Consider the following 22,369-nt stretch of genomic DNA (forward strand, 5'->3'; position numbering starts at 1 on the left):
CCATCGGCAGCAGGCGAACGCCTGCTGCCTTTCGGTGAAAGGCCAGCAACCACGAACAGGAAGCAAAGCCATGGCCCGCACACGCACCAACGATCAGAGCCCATCCCTTGAACAACTGCGCCAATGGCTGCCGAAGGGCACACGGGTGTTCACCATCCTGCGTTCGGTTTCCCGTTCAGGCATGCGTCGCGAAATTTCCGTGGTGGTGTTTCTGCCCGGTGATGACCGCCCGATCCATCCCAATCATCACGTGTGCAAGGTGCTTGGCTTGCGTCGTGGCAAAAGTGACGGCGTGGTGTTGAACGGGTGCGGCATGGACATGGGTTTCCATCTGGTTTACGAACTGGCTCATGCGCTTTACGGTGACACCGACGCGCTGACACAGGAGTGGTTGTGAGGCAATCAGAGGGCCGTGATAGGCTTCCTGGAACACGGTCAACTTGGAGGGTCAACCTTTCGAGAATGTCTGGTGGCTAAAGGGTTTGAGGGACAGTGGGTTAGGACAGGACGAAATGAATCCTAGTCTCCCAGCCAAAATAAAAAACCCGCCCCAGTGGCGGGTTTTTTATTTTCGTTGGGAGGCAAAGGAGACGAACCACGTTACTCGGCACATCCTGTGCCTCGCCCTTCGGGCCATCGGCTGCGCCGATGTTCGCTTCGGCATCCTGCCTTCGCAGTCGACAATTTTGTCTGGATTGTAGACAGCCGAAGGCTGGTCCCGCGAAGCGGAGTTGGTCTCAAGGATGGGACCAACAATCCAGGCCGTTCGGCCAAGGGGAGCGAACCAGTCCGGCTTCTTGCATATGGAAAATTCAAAGCATCACACCGAAATCGCGCCCCGTTCTTTCAATCTGGATTGATCTGATTGCAACCTATCGCTAGACAGACCGTACCTGGTTACATATTCCTAGCGAGACATGCGCGGACACCCCGTCGCCCCTCGTCCTTACAAGCAATTGCCTAACCTGGGAGCAATATTGCAGTTACGATAGGATGAGGGTGCATCTCACAAGGAATCTTCATCGTGAACACTGCACCAAGGATTGCGAGGTTGTTGTTTGGATGCTTTGGCCTTCTCGCAGTCGCTGCTTGCTCACCATCCACGCCGCCTCCAGCCTCAGGACATCACGCATTGCCCGTGACTGTTCCTTTCCCGATGGACAAAGCAGGGCAAACCGCTCGAATCGAGTTCTCAGTGGTTGAAGGTCAAGCCAACCTCAAGCGCCGCTTCATGGTGGGTCTGGATTTTCCACAGACGCAAGATGGAAGCATCGAGAACGTGATTCAGCAAAAAGATGTGCCTGTTCAGGTTCAGGTCTTTTCGGTTGACCAGGGCAAGATGGTTCCCATCCCAACGGAAGATGAGCAAACCATCTTGGCGGTCTCCAATGGAGCTACACCGAAAGCAGACAGCGACATCGCGAACTTGCATCTTCATGCATACCAAGGAGGAGCATCCACTTGCCTCGTTGCCGGGTTTTATCTATCGCACTACGGTCACTATGTTGCGGTGGTCAAAACCGTAAAGGATCTGCCGATGTTTAAAAACATCCAGACCGAATTGAAGGTTGACGAGTTTTACAACACAGGCGAATGAGGACTCATCATGGATGATAAATACACCGTTACCGTTTACCTCGCTGCACCCGGCACGCCTTTGGTCAACGAGCCGCCTGGCACAACATCGGGACCGGGGCACATGTTTTATACGACAAGCAATGGTCACGACACGCCCAAGAGTTTTGGCTTTGCTCCCATCCAACATGGAAGCATGGATGGGCCGGGCGGCATCACTATTGACGACAACATCAATTACAAAGACCCCATCTATTCAAGGACGATGGAAGTCAGCAAAGCCCAATACGACAAGCTCAACGAATTTGGTGCGCATCCCGAAAAGTTTGGCTTCGATAAGTACTACAAAGATGTCCGGCACAACTGTGTGGACTTCACCTGGGCTGGCCTAAATCATGCCGGTATTGAGCGCCAAAACCATGCAGACATTACTCTGCCCGGCGCGCCCCTCGGGCCCAGCGTTCGACTTCCTTTACCGGGACACGGTGAAGGCAAGAGTGCGCTTCGACCCGCTGAGAATGTGGATGATGTCAAAAGCATCAAGGACCCGGTTCCAGGCAGCCCCCTCAACAGCTCTCACTCCAATCCGATGCCCGCTCACCGAAGTGTGTTGCAGCATCTTTTGAGTGAGCAGCAATTGAATGACCCCAAGCATCCCGACTACGCCATGTATCAACAGGCAAGGGCGGGGGTAGGCAAAATTGATGCCGAACATGGTCGGACGCCAACAATTCACAGTGACAACTTGGCTGCGTCCTTGGTGGTTTCGGCTCGGGCCGGTGGTCTGAATCAAATTGACCACGTCATGGTTGGCTCGGACGGCTCGCGCATCTTTGCCATGGAGGGCCAAATCAAGGCGGGGCATGGGCTCGACGGGAAGATGGTTTATGTGGAAACCATGCAAGGACTCAATACCCCGGTGAATCAAAGCAGTGCAAATTGGCCACAAGCCATGCAGCAGGGTCAACAGGTGCAGGCTCAAGCTCAGCAGCAACAGGTGGCACAGGTTCAACAGCAAGCGCCAACCCAACAACCCGGCGCCGTAATGGGCTAGGTTGGGTTGAGCCCATGATGGCTTACCTTGACGTGACTATTTGTCAGGCACTTTTGAAGCGCAAAATTTTGCCCAAGAAAAAAGCCCACTCGATTTCTTATGTGGGGCTTGGACTTTCAGGACTTACCGCAGAACCTAGGCTTTTGCCGTCCTCTTAGCGGCGGTCTTTTTGACTGCTTTCTTAGCGGCCTTCTTCACGGCTTTCTTTGCAGCTTTGGCGGGAGCCTTTGTGGCCACCCCATCAATCAGAAGGCTCTCAGCGGTCACCCCCCGTTTCTTGATGGCCTGAGTAAACCAAAGAGGCCGTTTGCCACGACCAGACCAGGTCTTCGTCGGGTCAACAAGGTCACGGTACTTGGGGGTTACAGCACCTTTCTTGCTCGTCGCTTTCCTGCCGCCACGGGTTGGATAGATCTCAGCCAACGTCAGACCACTATTACTGAGCAGATGATCAATTTTCTTTCTGATGTCCTCAATCAAATTACTGTGTGCATTTTTCATTTTGGCGTTGGCGTCGGCGATGACCGCTTGAAGTTCTTTAGGGGAAAGGTTTTCGAGGTTGATGGGCATGGGGCTTCTCAATGTGGGGGAGTCGACAGTTGTACAGCTTTATCTATTTTCTCACCAACCCCCGCGCCAACCCCCGCAAATGCGCATCCGTCGTACCCCCGCGCAACTCAAACGCCGTCAGCCTCTTAAAGTAATGACTGACATCAAGCTCGTCCGTCATGCCCATGCCACCGTGGATCTGCACGGCTTGCTGGCCGACGAAGCGTGCGGCCTGGCCGATGGAAACCTTGGCGGCCGATAGCGCGGCGCGTCGCACGTTGGCGTCGGCATCGGTGCAGCGCGAGGTGGCGAGGTAGGACATCGAGCGCGCCTGTTCGGCGTACATCAGCATGTCGGCCATCCGGTGCTGCAGGGCCTGGAAGCTGCCGATGGGTACGCCGAACTGGTTGCGCGAGCGGCTGTAGTCGATGGTGGCGGCGAGGATGCGGTCGAGCGCGCCGACGGCTTCGGCGCAGAGCGCGGCCAGGCCAAAATCGATGACGAGCTGCAGGCCGGTCGTGGCATCGCCGCCGAGCCGCGTGTCGGCACCGGCAGAAACATGCTTGAGTTCGAGATGGGCCGCGCGCTGATCGTCGACGGTGCGGTAGCCGTGGCGTGTGAGGCCTTGCGTGTCGGCGGGCAGCGCGAACAGCGCGACTTCGTCGCTGCCCTTGATGCGCGCGGAGACTAGCAACAGGTCGGCGATGTCGGCGTGGTACACGGCCGGCTTGTGCCCGCTCAGCGTCCAGCCGTCGCCTTCCGGTGTGGCTTCGACGCCGAGGCCTTTGCTCGCGTCGTCATGCGCGAGCACGGCGATGGTTTCGCCGCCGGCGAGCGCGGGCAGCCAGCGCTCGCGCTGCTGCGCACTGGCGAGCTGCACGATAGCCTGGGTGGCGACGATGGCGCTGGCGTGAAACGGTTCGAGCAGCAGGCCTTCGCCGACCGCGTTGGAGACCAGCATCGCGCCGATCGCGCCGGCACCGATGCCGCCGTCGTCTTCCGGGATGGTCAGCGCCAACAGGCCCAGATCGGCCAGCTGCGACCAGGTATCGCGCGACCAGCCGTCGGCGCCCTCGCGAATCTTCATGCGGTGCGCGAAGCTGTAGTCCTTCGCGATCAGGCGGCGGGTGGTTTCCAGCAGCATCTGCTGCTCGTCGTTGAATGAAAAATCCATGCTGGTTATCCCCGTAGCCTGAGAATCATCTGGGCGATGATGTTGCGCTGGATCTCGTTGGATCCGCCGTAGATCGAGAGCTTGCGCAGGTTGAGGTAGTCGGCCATCGCGCGCGGCACGTCGTCGCTGTCGCCGTGACCGTCGAAGGCCAGCGCGTCGGCGCCGAGCACGTCGACCTGCAGCTCGGCGATGCGCTGGCGAATTTCGGTGCCGCGAATTTTCAACATCGAGGCCTGCGGGCCGGGCGCCTTTTTCTGTTCGGCGTCGAAGATCACGCGCAGGTTGGTGATTTCCAGCGCGGTGAGATCGATCTCCACCTGGGCGATGCGCGCGGCGATCATCGCATCCTCGAGCAGCGGTTTGCCGTCGAGCTGTCGCGCGGCGGCCATCTCTTTGAGCCGCTTCAGCTCGCGCTTGGAGCCGCCGATGCCGGCGATATTGGTGCGCTCGTGGCCGAGCAGAAACTTGGCGTAGGTCCAGCCGTCGTTCTCTTCGCCGATGCGGTTGGCGACGGGCACGCGCACGTTGTCGAACCAGATCTCGTTGACCTCGTGCGTGCCGTCGAGCAGCCGCGTCGGCTGCACTTTCATGCCGGGCGACTTCATGTCGATCAGCAGAAACGAAATGCCCTGCTGCGCCTTGGCGCCGGCATCGGTGCGCACCAGGCAGAAGATCCAGTCCGCGTACTGGCCCAGCGTGTTCCACACTTTCTGGCCGTTGACGACGTATTCCTCGCCATCGCGCACGGCGCGGGTTTTCAACGACGCCAGATCGGAGCCGGAGCCGGGCTCGGAATAGCCCTGGCACCACCAGTCCTCGCCGGACAGAATGCGCGGCAGAAAGCGCGCCTGCTGCTCGGCATTGCCGTAGCGCATCATCACCGGCGCGACCATTTTCAGGCCGAACGGCAGCTGGATCGGCGCATCGGCCAGCGCGCATTCGGTCTCGAAAATGTATTGCTGGGTGGTGCTCCAGCCGGTGCCACCGAAGGCCTTCGGCCACGCCGGCGCGCCCCAGCCGTGCTGGTGCAGAATCGACTGCCAGCGCGGAATGTCCTGCGCAATCTGGCTGTCGTCGCCGCGGCCGATGCGCGTGCTGATCTCGCTCGGCAGATGCGCTTTCAGAAACGCGCGCACCTCGTCGCGAAAGGCGTTTTCTTCAGCGTTGAAATCGAGGTCCATGAAGGCTCCGTGGCAACTGTGTTGGATCGTGTTGAAAAAAGGCGCGTCAGAACCAGCTGTCGCGCATGTCCAGCGTGCTGCGGTCGAGTGAGGCGAGCAGATCGAGTTGCGCGCTGACCTTGGGCAACTCCCACGCAAAGAAATACTGCGCGGCCTGCCGCTTGCCGTGATGGAAATCGCTGTCCTTGCCGTGCGCGGCCGCAGCCTGCTGCAGCCAGATCCAGGCGATCACGATATGGCCGAAAGCTTCCAGATACACGCTGGCGTTGGCCAGCGTCAGCAGCGGATCGCCGGCGGACCACAGCGTGCGCGTGACCTGCTGCAGCCGCTGCAGCTGGGCGTGCAGGGCGTCGGCATGCGGCGCCAACCCGGCGAGCTTTCGCGCCGCGTCGATCGTGGCGGCGACGCGGGCGCTGAATTGTGCCAGCGCGGCGCCGTCGTTCATCGTGACCTTGCGCCCGAGCAGGTCCAGCGCCTGGATGCCGTGGGTACCTTCGTGGATCGGGTTGAGGCGGTTGTCGCGATAGAACTGCTCGACCTTGTACTCGCGCGTGTAGCCGTAGCCGCCGTGGATCTGGATGGCTAAATCGTTGCCCGCCAGGCACCACTGCGACGGCCAGCTCTTGGCGATCGGCGTGAGCAGCTCGAGCAGCTGTTCCAGCGCGGCGCGTTCGCTTTGGTCGGCGGTGACGCGCGCCTGATCGACCAGCAGCGCGCAATACAGGTTCAGGCCGAGCGCGCCTTCGGCGTACGATTTCTGCGCCAGCAGCATGCGGCGCACGTCGGCGTGTTCGATGATCGGCTGCTGCTTGCTGCTGCGTGAGCCGAGCGTGCGGCCCTGCGGACGATGGCGCGCGTAGTCGAGCGAATGCAGATATGCGGTGTAGCCCAGCGCGGTGGCGCCCAGGCCGATGCCGATGCGCGCCTCGTTCATCATGTGGAACATGCAGGCCAGGCCGCCGTGCAGCGGGCCCACCAGGTAACCGACCGCGCCGGCCTTGCCGCCCGGTTTATACGTGGTGCCTTCGCCGAAATTCAGTAGCGTGTTGACGATGCCGCGATAGCCCATCTTGTGGTTGATGCCGGCCAGGCGCACGTCGTTGCGCTCGCCGAGCGAACCGTCTTCGTTGACCAGATATTTGGGCACCAGCAGCAGCGACAGCCCTTTGACGCCGGGAATGCTCTGGCCGTCCGTATCGACCGTGCGCGCCAGCACCAGATGCACGATATTGCCGCCGAGCTCGTGATCGCCGCCGGAGATCCACATCTTGTTGCCGCTGACGCGATACTGCGGGCCGAACGGCGATTCGCCCTCGTACTGCGCGCGCGTGGCAACGTCGGCCAGCGATGAGCCGGCCTGCGGCTCGGACAGGCACATGGTGCCGAACCACTCGCCGCGCAGCTGCGGCTCGGCGAACGCGGCGATCTGCGCCGCGTTGCCGTGATGCAGCAGCAGGCGGGCGTTGGCCAGCGACAGTAGCGGATACGCGGTGGTCGAGATATTGGCCGCGCACAGATACGACCAGGCGGCTTTCTCGATCACCGTGGGCAGCTGCATGCCGCCGCGCTCGTAGTCCTGCGTGGCCGCAGGCAAACCCGCTTCGGCAAACGCCTGCAGCGCCGGGCCGATCTCGTCGATGAGGGTGACGCGCTCGCCGTCGAACTGCGGCTCAATGCGGTCGGCCTTCTGATAGTGCGGCGCAAACTTTTCATTGGCCAGACGTTCGCAGGCGTCGAGCACGGCGTCGTAGGTTTCACGGCCGTGATCGGCGTAGCGGCTCGCCTTTGTCAGCGTAACGACGTCGAGCCATTCGTACAGCTGGAACTCCAGATCGCGCCGCGACATCAGCAGCTCGTTGCTCACGCCGGCAACACCTCGAACAGGCCGGCAGCGCCCTGGCCGCCGCCGATGCACATGGTGGCGACCACGTATTTCGCGCCGCGCCGGCGGCCTTCGATCAGCGCGTGGCCGACCAGTCGCGCGCCGCTGACGCCGTACGGATGGCCAACCGCGATGGCGCCGCCGTTGACGTTGAGCTTTTCCGGATCGATGCCGAGCTTGTCCATGCAGTACAGCACCTGCACGGCGAAGGCTTCGTTGAGCTCCCACAGATCGATGTCGTCGACGGTGAGGCCGGCGCGCTTGAGCAGCTTGGGCACGGCGAACACCGGCCCGATGCCCATTTCGTCGGGCTCGCAGCCGGCTACCGCAAAGCCGCGGAAAATGCCCAGCGGCTTCATTCCGTGCTTGGCCGCGTAATCCGCGTCGGCAATCACCGCGGCCGATGCGCCGTCGGAAAACTGGCTGGCGTTGCCGGCGGAAATCACGCCGCCGGGAATGGCCGGTCGAATCGTCGATACGCCTTCATACGTGGTGTCTGGACGAATGCCTTCGTCGGCGAGCAGGGTGACCTCGCGCGTGAACAGCCGGCCGGTGGCCTTGTCGGCCACGCCGGCCAATACGGTGATCGGCACGATCTCTTCGTTGAAGCGTCCGGCGGCCTGCGAGGCGGCGGCGCGCTGCTGGCTCTGCGCGCCGTAGCGGTCCTGGCGCTCGCGCGAGATGTCGTAGCGCTTGGCTACGGTCTCGGCGGTGCGCAGCATCGGCCAGTAGATTTCCGGCTTGTTTTCGCGCAGCCAGCCTTCGGTAAACATGTGCGTGTTGGCGACGTTCTGCACGCAGGAAATGCTTTCCACACCGCCGGCCACAAACACGTCGCCTTCGCCGGCGATGACGCGCTGCGCGGCCATCGCGATGGACTGCAGGCCGGACGAGCAGAAGCGGTTGATGGTGGCACCGGGCACGCTCACCGGCAGGCCGGCACGCAGCGCGATCTGCCGCGCGATATTGCCGCCGTCGGCGCCTTCGGGGTACGCGCAGCCGATAAGCACATCTTCGATGGCGCCGGGCTCCACGTCGGCGCGTTCGACCGCGTGCGCGACCACGTGGCCACCCATGGTCGCACCGTGGGTCATGTTGAGTGCGCCCTTCCAGCTTTTGGCCAGCGCGGTGCGTGCGGTGGAAACGATGAGTGCTTCTTTCATGCGGGCTTCGCCGATGTGTTGAAGGACTGGCCGGCGTCGGCCAGTTGCTGGAGGAGGGGCGCGGGCTTCCACGCGTCGCCCTGATAGCCTTTGGCGTAGCGGTTCATCGCCGCCACGACATTTTTCAGGCCGACGGTATCGGCATAAAACATCGGGCCGCCGCGCCACACCGGAAAGCCGTAGCCGGCCAGGTACACGACGTCGATGTCCGAGGCCTTGGCGGCGATGCCTTCTTCGAGAATGTGCGCGCCCTCGTTGACCAGCGAATAGATCAGCCGCTCGACGATTTCCTTGTCCTCGATCTTGCGCCGCGTGACGCCGATGTCGGCCGAGTGCTTGACGATCAGCGCGTCGACCTCGGCCGACGGATGCGCGGTGCGGTCGCCTGCCTTGTAGTCGTACCAGCCGGCGCCGGTTTTCTGGCCGAAGCGGCCCAGCTCGCACAGCAGGTCGGCGGTTTTCGAATAGGTCATGTCCGGCTTTTCCTGATAGCGCCGCTTGCGGATCGCCCAGCCGATGTCGTTGCCGGCCAGATCGCCCATGCGGAACGGGCCCATCGCGAAACCGATTTTTTCGATCGCCTTGTCGACCTGCTGCGGCGTCGCGCCTTCGTCCAGCAGAAAGCCGGCCTGGCGGCTGTACTGCTCGATCATGCGGTTGCCGATAAAGCCGTCGCAGACGCCCGAGACCACGGCGGTCTTTTTGATTTTTTTGGCCAGCGCCATCACCGTGGCCAGCACGTCTTTGGCGGTGTCCTTGCCGCGTACGACCTCGAGCAGCTTCATCACGTTGGCGGGGCTGAAGAAGTGCGTGCCCAGCACGTCCTGCGGCCGTGAAGTGAAGTGGGCGATGCGGTCGACGTCGAGGGTGGAGGTATTGCTGGCGAGAATCGCGCCGGGCTTGGCCACCTTGTCGAGCTGCTCGAACACCGCCTTCTTGGCGTCGTACTCCTCGAACACCGCCTCGATGATCATGTCGGCCTCGCCGAGGTCGGCATACTGCAGCGTCGGCGTCAGCAGGCCCATGCGCTGCTCCACCTGCTCGGCGGTCATACGGCCCTTCTTGGCGCTGTTGTCGTAATTCTTGCGGATGGTGGCCAGACCGCGGTCGAGGAACTCCTGCTTCACCTCAAGAATCGTCACCGGGATGCCGGCGTTGAGGAAATTCATCGCGATGCCGCCGCCCATGGTGCCGGCACCGATGATGCCGACGCGCTTGATCTCGCGCGGCTTCACGTCGCTGCCGACGTCGGCGATCTTGCTGGCGGCGCGCTCGGCGAAAAACGCGTGGCGCAGCGCCTTGGATTCGGTGGTTTCCATCAGCGCCATAAAGCCCGCGCGCTCGACCTTCATGCCTTCATCGAACGGCTTGAGCACCGCCGCCTCGATCGCTTCGAGGCAGCGCAGCGGCGCGGGGTAGGGGCCGGACGCCGCGGCAATGGCGGTGCGCGAAAAGCCGAGAAATCCCTCGGCGTTGGGATGATCGATGTCCCAGTCGCGCACGTGCGGCAGCGGCTTGCCCGCGGCCACCACTTCGCGCGCCAGCGCGATGGCGGCGTCCTGCGCGTCGCCGTCGGTGATGCGATCGAACAGGCGCGTATCGGCCAGCTTCTTCGCCGGCACCGGCGTACCGGACACGATCATGTTGAGCGCGTTTTCCAGACCCGCCGCCCGCGGCAGGCGCTGCGTGCCGCCCGCGCCCGGCAGCAGGCCGATTTTCACTTCCGGCAAGCCGACCAGCGCATCGGCCGAGGCCACGCGATAGTTCACGCCCAGCGACAGCTCCAGGCCACCGCCCAGCGCGGTGCCGTTGATCGCGACGATGACCGGCTTGGGGCTGGCCTCGTAGGCGTCGATCACGCTGTGCAGCGAGGGCTCCATCATCATCTGCGGCGTGTTGAACTCGCGGATGTCGGCGCCGCCGGAAAAATAGCTAGGGCCGCCGGTGAGGACGATGGCCTTGACTGCTTCGTTGTCCAGCGCCGCGTCGAGCGCATCGATCAGGCCGCGGCGAATGGTCAGGCCGAGGCCGTTGACCGGCGGGTTGCTGAAGGTGATGACCGCGACGGTATCGTGGATCGCTGTGGTGACGGACATACGGGAATTCCTGAGCTGTCGACGATGGGGTGAGATTCCGCCCGCGCGTTGAGTGGATCAACGCGCACGTACGTAGGTATGTGGGCTTCGAATAGCGAATAGCCGGCCCACTCGCCGGGCCGAAACAACAGCGAACGGTGCTGTAAGTTCTGCTATATGAAACAATATTTTGGTTACGCGGACCGATGCTATCGGCGCTAGAAAGCGAACGCAAGCGCGTCACGGAATCTTAATTTGTCGCGCTGCAGCAGGAATTTTCTTCACCTTCCAAGACTTGCGCCGGCAAGCCGGCGCGGCCTACGCTACGGCTCGATCAGGCTGTTTAAGTTTCATCATACGAAAGTAAATTTTGCAGTCTCTGAGTGTCAACGCTGTGGTGGGCGATGGATCAGATGCTGCCGGGTCGAGCTTTCGCGGAGTCATGGATGGGCAATCCCAAACGCAATATCGACGCCTTTCGCTCGGTCGATGCCAGCCACCCCCAGTTCGTCAGCGCGGTGTCGCGGGCGTTTGCGATCCTGCGCTGCTTCGAGCGCGGGGAGCGTTATCTCGGCAATCGGGACATCGCCCAGCGCACCGGCCTGCCCAAGCCGACGGTGTCGCGGCTCACGTTCACCCTTTCGGCGCTGGGCTATCTCAGCTATTCGGCGCGCGAAGAGAAGTACGCGCTCGGCACCGGCGTGCTGGCGCTGGGCCACGCCTTCGTCAAGGGCAACGACGTGCTAAGCGTGGCGCGTCCGCTGCTGCGCGAGTTGGCCGACTACACCCAGTCGGCGGTCATGCTGGGCGCGGCAGACGGATTGCGCATGCTGGTACTCGAGGTATGCCAGGGCGATCGCACGTTCGAAATGAAATTGGAAACCGGCTCGCACGTGCCGCACGGAACGACCGCGCTGGGCCGTGCCGATCTGGCCGCGCGGCCGTTGGAGGTCTTCGAGAAAAAACTGCTGGAGCTGGAGCGCGAATGCGATCCGGCGGCCTGGCCGAACATTCGCGCCGGGCTGGTGCGCGCACGCCACGATGTCGAAAACTTCGGCTTCTGCTTTTCGCTGGGCGACTGGAACCCCGACGTGTTCGCCATCGGCGTGCCGATGGTATCGGCCGATCGCACGCGCGTGCTGGCGTTCAACTGCAGCGGCCGGCTGTCCACGATGACGCGCGAAAAACTCATCCACGATTTCGGACCGCGCCTGCTGGCGCTGCGCAATACCGTTTACGAAGCGACCGAAGGCCACTTTTAAGCACGCTCACCACCCGCTGCTGTACTGGAGATTCACCGCTATGAATTTCAGTTCCTGGCCACCCGGTTTGCCGCACGACCTCGTCGTGCCGCAGACATCGCTCTATTTCAACCTTGAGGTCGCCGCCGCGCGCTATCCCGAGCGCCCGGCGATCATCTACTACGACAGCGTGATCAGCTACCGCGAACTCAAGCGGCAGGTCGATGCGCTGGCGGGTTTTCTGCAGCAGCGTTGTGGCGTGGCCAAGGGCGATCGCGTGGCGCTGTACGCGCAGAACAGCCCGCAGTTCGTCATTGCGTACTACGCGATTCTGCGCGCCGACGCGGTGGTGGTGCCGATCAACCCGATGAACCTGCACGACGAGCTGAAACACATCGTCAAGGACAGCGGGTCGACGGTGATCGTGTTCGACCAGGCGCTGGCCGGCAACGTCACGCCGCTGATCAGCGGCGGTATCGTGCAGCATGCGATCGCGGCGACGTATTCCGACTACCTCACTACGCCAACCGATCTGCCGGTGCCCGAGGCCGTTTCGGCGCCGCGCGCGTCGATCGATGGCGCGCTGGCATGGAGCGACGCGCTGGCAGCGCAACTAAAGCCTTCCGCGCACAGCGCGGGCGCGAGCGACTACGCCGTGATTCCCTACACCTCGGGCACTACCGGCGAGCCGAAGGGATGCACGCATACGCACGCCAGCGTGATGCATACCGCCGTCTGTGCGGTCGAATGGGTGCACATGGCGAAGGACGGCATCGCGCTGGCGTGTCTGCCGATGTTCCACGTGACCGGTATGCAGAACGGCATGAATTCGCCGATCTGGCTCGGCGGGACGATGGTGATCATGACGCGCTGGGACAAGCGCTGCGCCGCGCAGCTGATCGCGCGCTACAAGGTCACCTCGTGGACGGCGATCCCGACGATGCTGATGGATTTTCTCAACCAGCCGGATCTGCGCGGCGAGGAGCTGGCCTCGCTGTCGGTGCTGTCGGGCGGCGGCGCGGCCATGCCCAAGGCGGTCGCCGAGCGGATCGAATCGCTGTGGGGCATTCCGTATATCGAAGGCTACGGCATGTCCGAAACCATGGCGCCCACGCATATCAACCCGCCGCAGGCGCCGAAGGCGCAGTGTCTCGGCCTGCCGATCTGCAACACGCGCGCGATCATCGTCGATCCGGTGACGCTGGAGCGCGTGCCGCTGGGCGACGCGGGAGAGGTCATCGTCAACGGGCCGCAGGTGCTGACCTGCTACTGGAACAATCCCGCCGCCACCGCCGCGGCGTTTGTCGAGCTAGACGGCGTGCGCTACCTGCGGACGGGCGATCTGGCCTATGAGGACGAGCAGGGCTACTTTTTCATGGTCGATCGGGTCAAGCGCATGATCAATGCGTCGGGCTACAAGGTCTGGCCGGCCGAAGTGGAGGCGCTGCTGTACGGCCATCCGGCGGTGCAGGAAGCCTGCGTGATCGGCTATCACGACGCGCATCGCGGCGAGAGCGTCAAGGCGCTAGTGGTGCCGCGCTCCGGTATGCAGGCCGACGCCGAACACATCATCGCCTGGGCGCGCGAGCATATGGCCGCATACAAGGTGCCGCATGCGATCGAATTCGTCGACAGCCTGCCCAAGACCGCCACCGGCAAGGTGCAGTGGCGTGCGCTGCAGGAGCAGGAAAACGCTCGTGCGCACGCAGCTGCCCATTGATGCGTTGCCAATACACTGATGTTTTCGAATAGCCGTCTGGACGTCCGATGAGCCAACGCGATAATTACCGCCATTTTCTTCCGCTGCCCACGCGCTGGAAGGACAACGATATCTACGGCCACGTCAATAACGTCGAGTACTACAGTTATTTCGACACGGTTATCAACACGTATCTGATTCTCGAAGGCGGGCTGGATATCCACGCGGGCGGCGTGATCGGCGTGTGCGCCGAATCGCATTGCAAGTTTCTTGGCGAGCTGGCGTTTCCGGAGACCATCGACGCCGGGCTGCGCGTCGAGCATCTGGGCAACTCCAGCGTGCGCTACGGCATCGGCCTGTTCCGTCCAGGTAGCGACACGCCGGCGGCGGAAGGGTGGTTCGTGCACGTGTTCGTCGATCGCGCCCAGCGGCGTCCTACGCCGTTGCCGGCACCGATGCGCGCCGCGCTCGAAAAGCTGAGGACGACGCCATGAAGGTGCGCGCTGCGGTGCTGCGCGAAATGGGTTTGCCCGCGCCTTACGCGCAATCGAAGCCGCTTGCCATCGAGACTATCGAACTGGCGCCGCCAGGTGCTGGCGAGCTGCGGGTGCGGGTGCTGGCGGCCGGACTGTGCCACTCCGATCTATCGGTCATCGACGGCTCGCGCCCGCGGCCGATGCCGATGGTGCTGGGACACGAGGCGACCGGCGAGATCGTCGAGCTGGGTGCGGGTGTCGACGGTTTTGCAGTGGGTGACCGCGTGGTGTTTTCGTTCGTGCCGATGTGCGGCCACTGCGAGCCCTGTGCGGCCGGTCGGCCGGCGCTGTGCGAACCCGGCGCGCAGGCGAATGCGGGAGGCCGCCTGCTCGGCGGCGGCATGCGCTGGCACGACGCGGACGATGCGCCGCTGCAGCACCATCTGGGCGTATCGGGCTTTGCCGAGTACACCGTCACGTCGGCGCATTCGGCCGTGCGTATCGACCGCGATCTGCCGCCTGAAATCGCCGCCCTGTTCGGCTGTGCGGTGATGACCGGCGTGGGAGCGGTGATCAACACCGCGCGCGTGGCGCCCGGTGAAAGCGTGGCGATCTTTGGCCTCGGCGGCGTCGGTCTCGCGGCCTTGCTCGGCGCGCGGGCGGCGTCCGCGTACCCGCTGATGGCAGTGGACACCGTGCCCGAAAAGCTGGCGCTGGCGCGCGAGCTGGGTGCGGATCTAACCATCGACGCAAGCCGCGAAGATGCGGTGGCGGCCATTCGCGAGCACACGCGCGGCGGCGCCATGCACGTGATCGAATCGGTCGGCAACGAAAAGGTGCTGGCACAGGCCTACGCGGCGACCCGGCGTGGGGGCAGTACCGTCACGGTCGGCTTGCCGGGGCCGCAGCAGATGTTGAGCATTCCCGCGGTGAGCCTCACCGCCGAAGAGCGCACCATCAAAGGTTCCTACATGGGCTCGGCCGTGCCCAGTCGCGACATCCCGCGCTATGTCGCGCTGTATCGCCACGGCCGACTGCCGGTCGATCGGCTGCTGTCGCATCGGCTGAAGCTCGACGACATCAACGTCGGGTTTGACCGGCTCAAGCGCGGTGAAGCGATACGCCAGGTGGTGCTGTTTGACTGAGTGGCGTATCGCTCAGGCGGCAGCGATAAACAGCCCGACTACGCAGCCCATGGCGCCGAACCAGACCAGGCTGCGCAGCGCCGCCAGATTGGCGATATAAAGCACGCCGTAGATCAGCCGCAGCGCGACCCAGGCGATGGAAAGCATGTCGATGGCATGCTGCGAGGCATGCGCGTACTGGGCGACCAGTACGGCGGCGGCGAACGCGGGAAAGGCCTCGAAGCTGTTGAGCTGCGCCGCATTGGCGCGACTCGCCGGTCCACTGAGCTTCGCCAGAAAGTCGCGCGGATGCTGGTTGGCGCGCAGGTCGTAACGGCCCAGCGACTTGGCCACGCAGGTCCACAGAAACGGCATCAGCAAGCCGACCAGTAAGCACCAAAGCCCTATCGTCATGACGCTACTTCCCCTTGTGTTTAATCAACGCAGGCGGCGATCGATCCGTTGCGGTCAGTCCCGGATCATGCCATCGAGCGTTTCAGATTTCCCGATCGCCGACCAGCACCACGTCGGCCGGACGGTGCGCGAACAGGCCGACGGTGACGATGCCGGCGAGTTGGTTCAGGTCGCTTTCCATGGCGCCGGGATCGGTGAGCTGCCAGCCGTGCACGTCGATGATCCAGTTGCCGTTGTCGGTGGTTACGCCGTCGCGCCATACCGGCTGGCCGCCGCGCTTGACGATCTCGCGGCCGATCAGGCTGCGCGCCATCGGAATCACTTCGATCGGTACCGGAAACTTGCCGAGCAGCTCGACCTGTTTGCTGGAGTCGATGATGCAGACGAATTTCTTCGATGCTGCGGCGACGATTTTCTCCCGCGTCAGCGCCGCGCCGCCGCCCTTGATCAGGCGCCGGTGCGTGTCGCACTCGTCCGCGCCGTCGATGTAGATATGCAGCGGGCCGGCGCTGTTTAGGTCGAGTACCGGGATGCCGACTTTCTTCAAATGCGCGGTGGACTGCTCCGAACTCGATACCGCACCCTGGATGCGATCCTTCAGGTCAGCCAGCGCGTCGATGAAAAACGCCACGGTGGAGCCGGTGCCGACGCCGACGATCGCGCCGTCCTCGACAAAGCGGATGGCGGCTTCGCCGGCCTGGCGTTTTTCGTTGGCGTTGCTGGTGCTCATGCGTCGATTCCCTGCGGATTCATTCGGTCGGATGGGTTTGGCCGTCCAAACGCTAGCGCCGGGCGGAGGTTTGTCGGATCGGTTTACAACTTATTCCAGGGCGAGAATCGTACGCCACTCGGCTGCGCTGACCGGCATCACCGACAGCCGGTTGCCCTTGCGCACGAGTGTCATGTCGGACAGCGCTTCGACGCCTTTGAGTTCGTCCAGGCTGATGGTGCGGCTGAGCTTTTTGACGAACTTTATCTCGACCAGCATCCAGCGCGGCTCTTCCGGCTTGCTGGCAGGGTCGAAATAATCGCTTTTGGGATTGAACTGGCTGGGGTCGGGATAGGCATCTGTCGCCACCTCGGCGAGGCCGACGATGCCCGGTACGGCGCAGTTGGAGTGGTAGAAAAACACCTTGTCGCCGGGGCGCATGCCGTCGCGCATGAAGTTGCGCGCCTGATAATTGCGCACGCCGTCCCACGGCTCCTGGCCTTTGCGCTTCAGATCGTCGATGGAGAACGTGTCGGGCTCGGACTTCATCAGCCAGTGTTTGGGTTTCGCGGTCATGCGTTCTTTCCGTTGTCGTCGGCGGCGTGGCAGTCGATCAGCTCGCGCTCGGTGGCAATGAAATCCAGCGGCACGTCCCAGTCGGCTTCCTCGAGTTGCGGCAGTTCCTGGAAAGCGTAGGCGATACCGACCAGCAGCGGCTCGGTCGGGCGCACCTGCTCGTTGAGAAAGGCGAAGCTGCGATCGTAATAGCCGCCGCCGTAGCCGAGCCGCTGGCCGCGACGATCGAAGCCGAGCAGCGGCACCAGTACCAGGTCGATCTGAAAAGGTTCGAACAGTTCGCGCGGATGGACCGGCTCCGGAATGCCATAGCGGTTGGGCTGCACGTCGTCGCCGGACTGATACGGCGCAAACTTCAGCTTCTGTCCCTTGCCGACAATGGGCAACAGAAACTGCTGGCCGCGCTGGGCCAACGGTGGAATTACCAGGTTCAGCGGCAGCTCGCCCTGGGTGGCCCAGTAGCCGGCGACGCGCGCGTCGGTCAGGTATTCGGGCAGCTGCTCGAGGCTGCGGCGCAGGCCCTGCGCGGCGGCGATACGTTCGGCGGGGGCGAGCGCGCGTCGGCGTTCGGCCAGACTCTGGCGAAGCTCGCGGCGTTGGGCGGTGGCGTCCACGTGTCGCGCGTCTCCCATCGAAAGCGCGCTTGGTTGGCGTCGCTGCGTGTTGCTAGTTGTCGGCGCTTTACCATGACATCGTGAGCAGGCGACAGCCGGAAAGAGGTGGCGTTAACCGCGATGCCGCTGCCCACCAAACGACCTTGATCCAAAATGGATCAGGTGGGAGGGCTACATGGTCTACAGGCTTTCCGCACGAAGCGGACATGCGCAACAACCGATGTGAAGCCGACCCGGGGCCGTAATTAGGAACAAGGCAAATGTAAGAGTGTGCTGGCGCACATCGCAGAAAACGCCGGGTTTGATTTTATGCTCTTGCTGCCGAATGTGCCACCGGCGTCGGACTGGCCGGGTTCATGAATTCGCGCGGCAGCACGGCACTCGAACCGATTGTCGCGGCGGCGTGAGCCGTCGGGCGACACCGCTTTCACGTAGGCGCAATCAGCGCTTCAGTCCGTCCATTTCCAGCGCGGCATCCAGCTTGCTGCGAAGCGCCGCGAGGCCGTGGCTGAGCCGCTGCTCCTGGCCATCGTGCTGCTTGCGCAGCAGCAGGAACTCGTGCGCTACGCTGATGGCGGTGAGGACCGCCAGCCGTTCGAAGCTGGGCGCCTTGGCATTGGCGCGCAGCTCGCGCATCTTGCGATCGAGAAAGCTGGCCGCCTCGATCAGGCCCTCGCGCTCTTCCGGTTCGCAGGCAATCAGAAACTCGCGATCGATCAGCCGCAGGGCGACCGGTTCAGTGCTCATATGCTGTCCTTATTCCCCGTGCGCCAAACGCCGCATGCCCGACCGCACGCGCTCAACCGTTGCTTTCCAGCGATTTCAGCCGCTGGATCATCGCTTCGACCCGCCCGCGCGCCTGTTCGTTGCGCGCCAGCAACCCTGCGCGCTCGCCGGACAGTTGCTCCTGGCTATGTCGCAGGCTGCGGTTTTCCTCGTTCAGCCGACGCACCGTTTCCAGCAGCCGATCAAGCTGCTGGCTCAGCGCGGCCAGCTCCTCGCGGACAGGATCGGAACGGACAGGGTCGGGTGTGCTCATGGTCGAAACTATAGCAGGAGGCCCGTCGGGATTTGGCGTGCCATTGTCCGGTTGCGAAGGAATCCGTCGGGCAACGTCGCCTGCATTAAACTGGTCGTCATTCTTTGACGGAGCACGGCCATGGCGGACAACGAGCCGGTGGGTTACGACGAACTCGATACGCTGGCCATCAGCCTTCGTCTGGGCACCGAGGCCAGCGAACTGCACGGTTCGCTGTGCGGCTATCTGGCCGGCGGTGGTCTGCTGGGCAAAGTGGCGCTGCTGTCGGCGCTACAGCTCGATGGCGAGGCCACGCATCCCTCGACCGACGATCAGGCGCTGCTGGATAAGCTGGCCAGGCAGTGCGAAACCGAACTGGCCGATCCCGAGCTCGGCTTCGAGCCGCTGCTGCCGGCGGACGATCGTCCGCTCACCGAGCGCGCCGAAGCGATGGTCGATTGGTGTCGCGGCTTTCTCGGCGGCTTCGGCCTGGCCGGCACCGGCGCACACGCGCAGCTGTCGGAGGAAGCGCAGGAGGTGCTGCGCGACCTCGGCACCATCGCGGCATCGTCGTTCGACTTCGGCAATGAAGACGAAGACGAGGATGCGCTGATCGAAGTACAGGAGTTCGTGCGCATCGGCGCGATGTTGCTGCACACCGAATGCACGGCGCACGGCAAATCGGCCAGCGGCACCCTGCATTGAAGCGAGCGGCACCCAAACTTTCCGCCATCGGATCGGCCGGTTTCGGTGCCGGCGGCGTCAGTCTGGCGTCGCTGGCGATCACGCCGGAAGAGTTCGCCAGCCGCCGTCGCCAGCTGATGCAGATGGCCGGCGACGATGCGGTAATGCTGGTCGCCGCCGCGCCCGAGCGTATGCGCAATGCGGATGCGGCGTGGCCATACCGGCAGGATTCGGATTTTCACTACCTGGCCGGCTTTCCCGAGCCGGAGGCGGTGCTGGCACTGCTGCCCGGTCGCCAGCACGGCGAGGCGGTGCTGTTCTGCCGCGAGCGCGACGCGGTGCACGAGCGCTGGCACGGCGAGTCGATCGGCACGGACCGCGCGGTCGCCGAATTCGGCATGGACGACGCGTTTCCGATCGAGGACATCGACGACATCCTGCCCGGCATGATCGAGGGGCGCGCGAGGGTCTACTGCCATTTCGGCAGCGAGCCCGAATTCGATGCGCGCCTGCTCGGCTGGATGCGCCGGCTGCGCCAGCTGCGCGGCGGCGGCGTGGTGCCGAAGGAGTTCGTGGCGCTCGGTCATCTGCTGCACGATCTTCGGCTGTACAAATCGCGCGCCGAGCTGAGGCTGATGCGCGCGTCGGCCTCGATCGCGGTGGATGCGCATCTGGCCGCGCTGCAGGTGGCCGTGCCCGGCCGGCGCGAATACGAAGTGGAGGCCGAACTGCTCAGCGTCATGCGCAGCCGCGGCGCGGTGTCGGCGTTCGCGCCGACGGTCGCCGGCGGCGCCAACGCCTGCGTGATGCACTACCAGAGCAATCGCGCGGCGCTGCGCGAGGGCGACTTGCTGTTGATCGATGCGGGCGCCGAACTCGATTGCTACGCGTCGGATATCAGCCGCACGTTTCCGGTCGGCGGTCGTTACAGCCGTGAGCAGCGCGCCCTGTACGAAGTGGTGCTTGCCGCGCAGCTGGCCGCGATCGACGAAGTGCGGCCCGGCCATCCGTTCAACGCGCCGCACGCCGCGGCGGTTCGGGTGCTTGCCGAAGGCCTGTGCGAACTGGGTCTGCTCAAGGGCAGCGCGGACGCGGCGATTGCCGACGAAAGCTACAAGCGCTTCTTTCCGGCCAAGACTGGCCACTGGCTGGGCATGGACGTGCACGACGTCGGCGACTATCGGGTCGGCGGCGAGTCGCGCGTGCTGGAGCCCGACATGGTGCTGACCGTCGAACCCGGCCTTTACATTCCGCCGGACGATCGCTCGGTGGCCGAGCGCTGGCGCGGCATCGGCATCCGTATCGAGGACGATGTGGCGGTCACGCGCGATGGCCACGAAGTGCTGACCGAGCGCATGCCGAAAGAGGCTGAGGCGATCGAGGCTCTGCTGGCGGATCGTTGAGTGCGGCTCTGCAGCTGGCTGTTTGTCCAGAAAACGCCGAAGTTTCAAGCGCTACTCGATGAAGGTGAAAGCGCTAATGCCGGCCACGCTACTTCGTTGATATTGGCGCTTGCGGCCGGACGGTAGTGGGCGCCAGCAGCGCTGGTGCGAGCCGGTGCGGCGTCGCCTCCACAGCAACGGGCGCATTGGCATGGGGCGCAAACAGCAGCCAGCCGATCAGCACCAGCAAGGCGATCTTGGCCAACGCCACAACAGCCACCTCGACGACTACGCGACCCAGCGGGCGCCTGGCGTGCACATGGCGGTAATGACGATAGCTGGATGGCGAAGAGTCGATGCGATGGTGCTCCGTGAAGGTGTTTTTCAGCGTACGTTCAACGGTCATCGCGTGGATGCCCGCGTACGAAGATCTCAGCTCAACAGCGCGAATGCATCGCGCGTCAGGTTCTCCGGTGCGTCGTCGGTGCATACGACGTCGTCCTCGATGCGAATGCCGCCGAACTTTCGGAAGGCATCGACCTTGTTCCAGTCGATATCGCTGGCGACCGGCTGGCCGCGAAGTTCTTCCAGCAGCATGTCGATGAAGTACAGGCCCGGCTCGATCGTCACCACCATGCCCGGCTCCAGCATGCGCGTCATGCGCAGATACGGATGGCCGTCTGGACGGCTGATCGTGCCGCCACGTTCGCTCTGCTGAAAACCGGCGACATCGTGCACTTGCAGGCCGATCGGATGACCGAGCCCATGCGGCATGAAGGTGCTTGTGACGCCCGAGGCTACGGCGCTCTCTGCGCTCATGCGGATAAAGCCGTGTTCGCGCAACACCTCGGCCAGCACGTGATGCGCATGGATATGCAGCTCGGGATAGCTCTGGCCCGCGCGCACTTTGCCTGCAAAGCCCTGTTGTGCCTGGTCGACGCTGTCGATCAGGGCCTGAAATTCGGCGGCGCCAGCCGCGGCGTAGGTGCGCGTAATGTCGCTGGCATAGCCGGCGGCGCTGGCGCCAGCGTCGATCAGGAACGAGCGGCTCTGCGCCGGCGCCGTGCGATCGAAATGCGTGTAATGCAGCACGGCGCCGTGTTCGTTGAGCCCGACGATGCTGGCATACGGCAGTTCCGCGTCGCTTTGGCCGGCGGCGACGAGATACGCCATATGGATACCGAACTCGCTTTCACCCGCTCGAAACGCCTGCTCGGCGGCGCGGTGCGCGCGGGTGCCGATGCGGTTGGCCTCGCGCATCAGCTCCAGTTCGTACGGTGTCTTGTGGCTGCGATACCAGTGCAGGTAGTCGAGTACGGCCGGCGGATTGTTCGCCTCGACGCCGTCCATCGCCGCATAACCCGCGGCAATCACCGCGCGGTTCCCGTCAGGCAACTGCGCCACGGCCTCGGCCGCGGTGCGCACAATGCTTATATCGAACGCATCGACCCAGTAACCGCCGGGCTCACCCGGCACCACGTGCCAGTAATCGCGCGGCTGCAGAAAGATCAGCTTGGGCTTGCTGCCAGGCGTGTAAACGATCCAGCTGCCCGGTGCATCGGTCAGCGGCAGCCAGTGTTTGAAGTGCGGGCTGACGATGAAGGGCTGGTCCTGATCGTCGAGAAACTTGCGCAGCGGCATGCCCGCGGCGATCAGCAGATGATCGAAGCCGGCCAGCGCCAGCGCCTTGTCGGCGCGCTCGCGCAGGGTGCTGAGATGATCGGGATAAAGCGAGGCGAGGCTGGCGGCGGGCATGGATTTTCCTGCAGATGAGCGCCG

General features: G+C 63.6%; 23 protein-coding genes and 1 other RNA gene. 9 read left to right on the plus strand and 15 right to left on the minus strand.

The window, feature by feature from the left end; translation table 11 throughout:
* Nucleotides 1-70 precede the first annotated feature (70 nt).
* The 3 genes from HDE78_RS19305 (at nucleotide 71) to HDE78_RS19315 (ending at nucleotide 2,629) form a co-directional block, all read left to right on the plus strand.
* Complete coding sequence (locus HDE78_RS19305; protein ID WP_179482559.1) at nucleotides 71-397, plus strand: hypothetical protein; 327 nt, start codon at nucleotides 71-73, stop codon at nucleotides 395-397.
* Nucleotides 398-1,024: 627 nt separating this feature from the next.
* Nucleotides 1,025-1,597: a hypothetical protein gene (locus HDE78_RS19310; RefSeq protein ID WP_179482561.1), complete on the plus strand. Its 573-nt coding sequence runs from the start codon at nucleotides 1,025-1,027 to the stop codon at nucleotides 1,595-1,597.
* Between the two features lie 9 nt (nucleotides 1,598-1,606).
* On the plus strand, nucleotides 1,607-2,629 hold the full coding sequence (locus HDE78_RS19315; protein ID WP_179482563.1) for an XVIPCD domain-containing protein: 1,023 nt from the start codon (nucleotides 1,607-1,609) through the stop codon (nucleotides 2,627-2,629).
* Nucleotides 2,630-2,764: 135 nt separating this feature from the next.
* Here HDE78_RS19315 and HDE78_RS19320 read toward each other — a convergent pair whose 3' ends face one another.
* Genes HDE78_RS19320 through HDE78_RS19345 form a run of 6 tightly spaced genes read right to left on the minus strand, consistent with a single transcriptional unit; the run spans nucleotide 2,765 to nucleotide 10,674 of the window.
* On the minus strand, nucleotides 2,765-3,199 hold the full coding sequence (locus tag HDE78_RS19320; RefSeq protein ID WP_179482565.1) for an H-NS histone family protein: 435 nt from the start codon (nucleotides 3,197-3,199) through the stop codon (nucleotides 2,765-2,767).
* Between the two features lie 43 nt (nucleotides 3,200-3,242).
* Nucleotides 3,243-4,352: an acyl-CoA dehydrogenase family protein gene (locus HDE78_RS19325; RefSeq protein ID WP_179482567.1), complete on the minus strand. Its 1,110-nt coding sequence runs from the start codon at nucleotides 4,350-4,352 to the stop codon at nucleotides 3,243-3,245.
* Nucleotides 4,353-4,357: 5 nt separating this feature from the next.
* Nucleotides 4,358-5,533: an acyl-CoA dehydrogenase family protein gene (locus HDE78_RS19330; protein ID WP_179482569.1), complete on the minus strand. Its 1,176-nt coding sequence runs from the start codon at nucleotides 5,531-5,533 to the stop codon at nucleotides 4,358-4,360.
* A 46-nt stretch (nucleotides 5,534-5,579) separates the two neighbouring features.
* Nucleotides 5,580-7,397 carry an acyl-CoA dehydrogenase gene (locus tag HDE78_RS19335; protein WP_218862565.1) on the minus strand — a complete coding sequence of 606 codons (1,818 nt, stop codon included), beginning with the start codon at nucleotides 7,395-7,397 and terminating at the stop codon, nucleotides 5,580-5,582.
* The gene (locus HDE78_RS19340) at nucleotides 7,394-8,578 is read right to left on the minus strand and encodes an acetyl-CoA C-acyltransferase (protein ID WP_179482571.1); all 1,185 of its coding nucleotides are present in this window, start codon (nucleotides 8,576-8,578) and stop codon (nucleotides 7,394-7,396) included. Before HDE78_RS19340 ends, HDE78_RS19335 begins: the two co-directional genes overlap by 4 nt.
* A complete protein-coding gene (locus HDE78_RS19345; protein ID WP_179482573.1) occupies nucleotides 8,575-10,674 on the minus strand; it encodes a 3-hydroxyacyl-CoA dehydrogenase NAD-binding domain-containing protein in 2,100 nt (699 codons plus the stop codon). The genes HDE78_RS19340 and HDE78_RS19345 overlap by 4 nt, the downstream gene beginning before the upstream one ends.
* A gap of 425 nt (nucleotides 10,675-11,099) precedes the next feature.
* On the opposite strand from HDE78_RS19345, the gene HDE78_RS19350 reads away from it, so the two are divergent.
* The 4 genes from HDE78_RS19350 to HDE78_RS19365 are packed head-to-tail and all read left to right on the plus strand — an operon-like array spanning nucleotide 11,100 to nucleotide 15,214.
* Nucleotides 11,100-11,915, plus strand: coding sequence for an IclR family transcriptional regulator (locus tag HDE78_RS19350; protein WP_179482574.1), 816 nt, complete (start codon nucleotides 11,100-11,102; stop codon nucleotides 11,913-11,915).
* 40 nt (nucleotides 11,916-11,955) lie between these two features.
* Entirely contained in the window at nucleotides 11,956-13,614 is a 1,659-nt protein-coding gene (locus HDE78_RS19355) for a long-chain-fatty-acid--CoA ligase (RefSeq protein ID WP_179482576.1), read from the plus strand.
* A 47-nt stretch (nucleotides 13,615-13,661) separates the two neighbouring features.
* Nucleotides 13,662-14,087: a thioesterase family protein gene (locus tag HDE78_RS19360; protein ID WP_179482578.1), complete on the plus strand. Its 426-nt coding sequence runs from the start codon at nucleotides 13,662-13,664 to the stop codon at nucleotides 14,085-14,087.
* Nucleotides 14,084-15,214 carry a zinc-dependent alcohol dehydrogenase family protein gene (locus HDE78_RS19365; RefSeq protein ID WP_179482580.1) on the plus strand — a complete coding sequence of 377 codons (1,131 nt, stop codon included), beginning with the start codon at nucleotides 14,084-14,086 and terminating at the stop codon, nucleotides 15,212-15,214. The genes HDE78_RS19360 and HDE78_RS19365 overlap by 4 nt, the downstream gene beginning before the upstream one ends.
* A 12-nt stretch (nucleotides 15,215-15,226) precedes the next feature.
* Here the strand turns inward: HDE78_RS19365 and HDE78_RS19370 are convergent, their stop codons facing one another.
* The 7 genes from HDE78_RS19370 to HDE78_RS19400 all read right to left on the minus strand — a co-directional run bounded on the left by HDE78_RS19370 (nucleotide 15,227) and on the right by HDE78_RS19400 (nucleotide 18,545).
* The gene (locus HDE78_RS19370) at nucleotides 15,227-15,607 is read right to left on the minus strand and encodes an MAPEG family protein (protein ID WP_179482582.1); all 381 of its coding nucleotides are present in this window, start codon (nucleotides 15,605-15,607) and stop codon (nucleotides 15,227-15,229) included.
* A gap of 82 nt (nucleotides 15,608-15,689) precedes the next feature.
* A complete protein-coding gene (gene rpiA, locus HDE78_RS19375) occupies nucleotides 15,690-16,337 on the minus strand; it encodes a ribose-5-phosphate isomerase RpiA (RefSeq protein ID WP_179482584.1) in 648 nt (215 codons plus the stop codon).
* 90 nt (nucleotides 16,338-16,427) lie between these two features.
* On the minus strand, nucleotides 16,428-16,892 hold the full coding sequence (locus HDE78_RS19380) for an EVE domain-containing protein (RefSeq protein ID WP_179482586.1): 465 nt from the start codon (nucleotides 16,890-16,892) through the stop codon (nucleotides 16,428-16,430).
* On the minus strand, nucleotides 16,889-17,506 hold the full coding sequence (locus HDE78_RS19385; RefSeq protein WP_179482588.1) for a 5-formyltetrahydrofolate cyclo-ligase: 618 nt from the start codon (nucleotides 17,504-17,506) through the stop codon (nucleotides 16,889-16,891). The genes HDE78_RS19380 and HDE78_RS19385 overlap by 4 nt, the downstream gene beginning before the upstream one ends.
* Before the next feature lie 108 nt (nucleotides 17,507-17,614).
* A non-coding RNA gene (gene ssrS, locus HDE78_RS19390) (6S RNA) lies at nucleotides 17,615-17,801 on the minus strand.
* A gap of 146 nt (nucleotides 17,802-17,947) precedes the next feature.
* Nucleotides 17,948-18,253 (minus strand): cell division protein ZapA, encoded by a 306-nt coding sequence (locus tag HDE78_RS19395; protein WP_179482590.1) that lies wholly within the window; start codon nucleotides 18,251-18,253, stop codon nucleotides 17,948-17,950.
* A 52-nt stretch (nucleotides 18,254-18,305) separates the two neighbouring features.
* Entirely contained in the window at nucleotides 18,306-18,545 is a 240-nt protein-coding gene (locus HDE78_RS19400; RefSeq protein WP_179482592.1) for a TIGR02449 family protein, read from the minus strand.
* Between the two features lie 120 nt (nucleotides 18,546-18,665).
* On the opposite strand from HDE78_RS19400, the gene HDE78_RS19405 reads away from it, so the two are divergent.
* Together HDE78_RS19405 and HDE78_RS19410 are read left to right on the plus strand one after the other, a co-directional pair.
* Nucleotides 18,666-19,229: a UPF0149 family protein gene (locus HDE78_RS19405; protein ID WP_179482594.1), complete on the plus strand. Its 564-nt coding sequence runs from the start codon at nucleotides 18,666-18,668 to the stop codon at nucleotides 19,227-19,229.
* Nucleotides 19,230-19,300: 71 nt separating this feature from the next.
* On the plus strand, nucleotides 19,301-20,611 hold the full coding sequence (locus HDE78_RS19410) for an aminopeptidase P N-terminal domain-containing protein (RefSeq protein WP_255457919.1): 1,311 nt from the start codon (nucleotides 19,301-19,303) through the stop codon (nucleotides 20,609-20,611).
* Between the two features lie 88 nt (nucleotides 20,612-20,699).
* Here HDE78_RS19410 and HDE78_RS19415 read toward each other — a convergent pair whose 3' ends face one another.
* Nucleotides 20,700-20,996: a hypothetical protein gene (locus HDE78_RS19415; RefSeq protein ID WP_179482598.1), complete on the minus strand. Its 297-nt coding sequence runs from the start codon at nucleotides 20,994-20,996 to the stop codon at nucleotides 20,700-20,702.
* 26 nt (nucleotides 20,997-21,022) lie between these two features.
* Complete coding sequence (gene pepQ / locus HDE78_RS19420) at nucleotides 21,023-22,345, minus strand: Xaa-Pro dipeptidase (protein ID WP_179482600.1); 1,323 nt, start codon at nucleotides 22,343-22,345, stop codon at nucleotides 21,023-21,025.
* Between the last annotated feature and the right edge of the window lie 24 nt (nucleotides 22,346-22,369).

The sequence above is a fragment of the Rhodanobacter sp. K2T2 genome (genome assembly GCF_013408815.1).
Classification (GTDB): domain Bacteria; phylum Pseudomonadota; class Gammaproteobacteria; order Xanthomonadales; family Rhodanobacteraceae; genus Rhodanobacter.

What these genes read in the sequence shown, in the direction of transcription:
- HDE78_RS19365 (WP_179482580.1), top strand. Translation starts at nt 14,084, where the DNA reads ATGAAGGTGCGCGCTGCGGTGCTGCGCGAAATGGGTTTGCCCGCGCCT.
- HDE78_RS19355 (WP_179482576.1), top strand. Translation starts at nt 11,956, where the DNA reads ATGAATTTCAGTTCCTGGCCACCCGGTTTGCCGCACGACCTCGTCGTG.
- pepQ (WP_179482600.1), bottom strand. Translation starts at nt 22,345, where the DNA reads ATGCCCGCCGCCAGCCTCGCCTCGCTTTATCCCGATCATCTCAGCACC.
- HDE78_RS19340 (WP_179482571.1), bottom strand. Translation starts at nt 8,578, where the DNA reads ATGAAAGAAGCACTCATCGTTTCCACCGCACGCACCGCGCTGGCCAAA.
- HDE78_RS19305 (WP_179482559.1), top strand. Translation starts at nt 71, where the DNA reads ATGGCCCGCACACGCACCAACGATCAGAGCCCATCCCTTGAACAACTG.
- HDE78_RS19320 (WP_179482565.1), bottom strand. Translation starts at nt 3,199, where the DNA reads ATGCCCATCAACCTCGAAAACCTTTCCCCTAAAGAACTTCAAGCGGTC.
- HDE78_RS19395 (WP_179482590.1), bottom strand. Translation starts at nt 18,253, where the DNA reads ATGAGCACTGAACCGGTCGCCCTGCGGCTGATCGATCGCGAGTTTCTG.
- HDE78_RS19345 (WP_179482573.1), bottom strand. Translation starts at nt 10,674, where the DNA reads ATGTCCGTCACCACAGCGATCCACGATACCGTCGCGGTCATCACCTTC.
- HDE78_RS19315 (WP_179482563.1), top strand. Translation starts at nt 1,607, where the DNA reads ATGGATGATAAATACACCGTTACCGTTTACCTCGCTGCACCCGGCACG.
- HDE78_RS19330 (WP_179482569.1), bottom strand. Translation starts at nt 5,533, where the DNA reads ATGGACCTCGATTTCAACGCTGAAGAAAACGCCTTTCGCGACGAGGTG.
- HDE78_RS19415 (WP_179482598.1), bottom strand. Translation starts at nt 20,996, where the DNA reads ATGACCGTTGAACGTACGCTGAAAAACACCTTCACGGAGCACCATCGC.
- HDE78_RS19325 (WP_179482567.1), bottom strand. Translation starts at nt 4,352, where the DNA reads ATGGATTTTTCATTCAACGACGAGCAGCAGATGCTGCTGGAAACCACC.
- rpiA (WP_179482584.1), bottom strand. Translation starts at nt 16,337, where the DNA reads ATGAGCACCAGCAACGCCAACGAAAAACGCCAGGCCGGCGAAGCCGCC.
- HDE78_RS19370 (WP_179482582.1), bottom strand. Translation starts at nt 15,607, where the DNA reads ATGACGATAGGGCTTTGGTGCTTACTGGTCGGCTTGCTGATGCCGTTT.
- HDE78_RS19400 (WP_179482592.1), bottom strand. Translation starts at nt 18,545, where the DNA reads ATGAGCACACCCGACCCTGTCCGTTCCGATCCTGTCCGCGAGGAGCTG.
- HDE78_RS19360 (WP_179482578.1), top strand. Translation starts at nt 13,662, where the DNA reads ATGAGCCAACGCGATAATTACCGCCATTTTCTTCCGCTGCCCACGCGC.
- HDE78_RS19350 (WP_179482574.1), top strand. Translation starts at nt 11,100, where the DNA reads ATGGGCAATCCCAAACGCAATATCGACGCCTTTCGCTCGGTCGATGCC.
- HDE78_RS19405 (WP_179482594.1), top strand. Translation starts at nt 18,666, where the DNA reads ATGGCGGACAACGAGCCGGTGGGTTACGACGAACTCGATACGCTGGCC.
- HDE78_RS19380 (WP_179482586.1), bottom strand. Translation starts at nt 16,892, where the DNA reads ATGACCGCGAAACCCAAACACTGGCTGATGAAGTCCGAGCCCGACACG.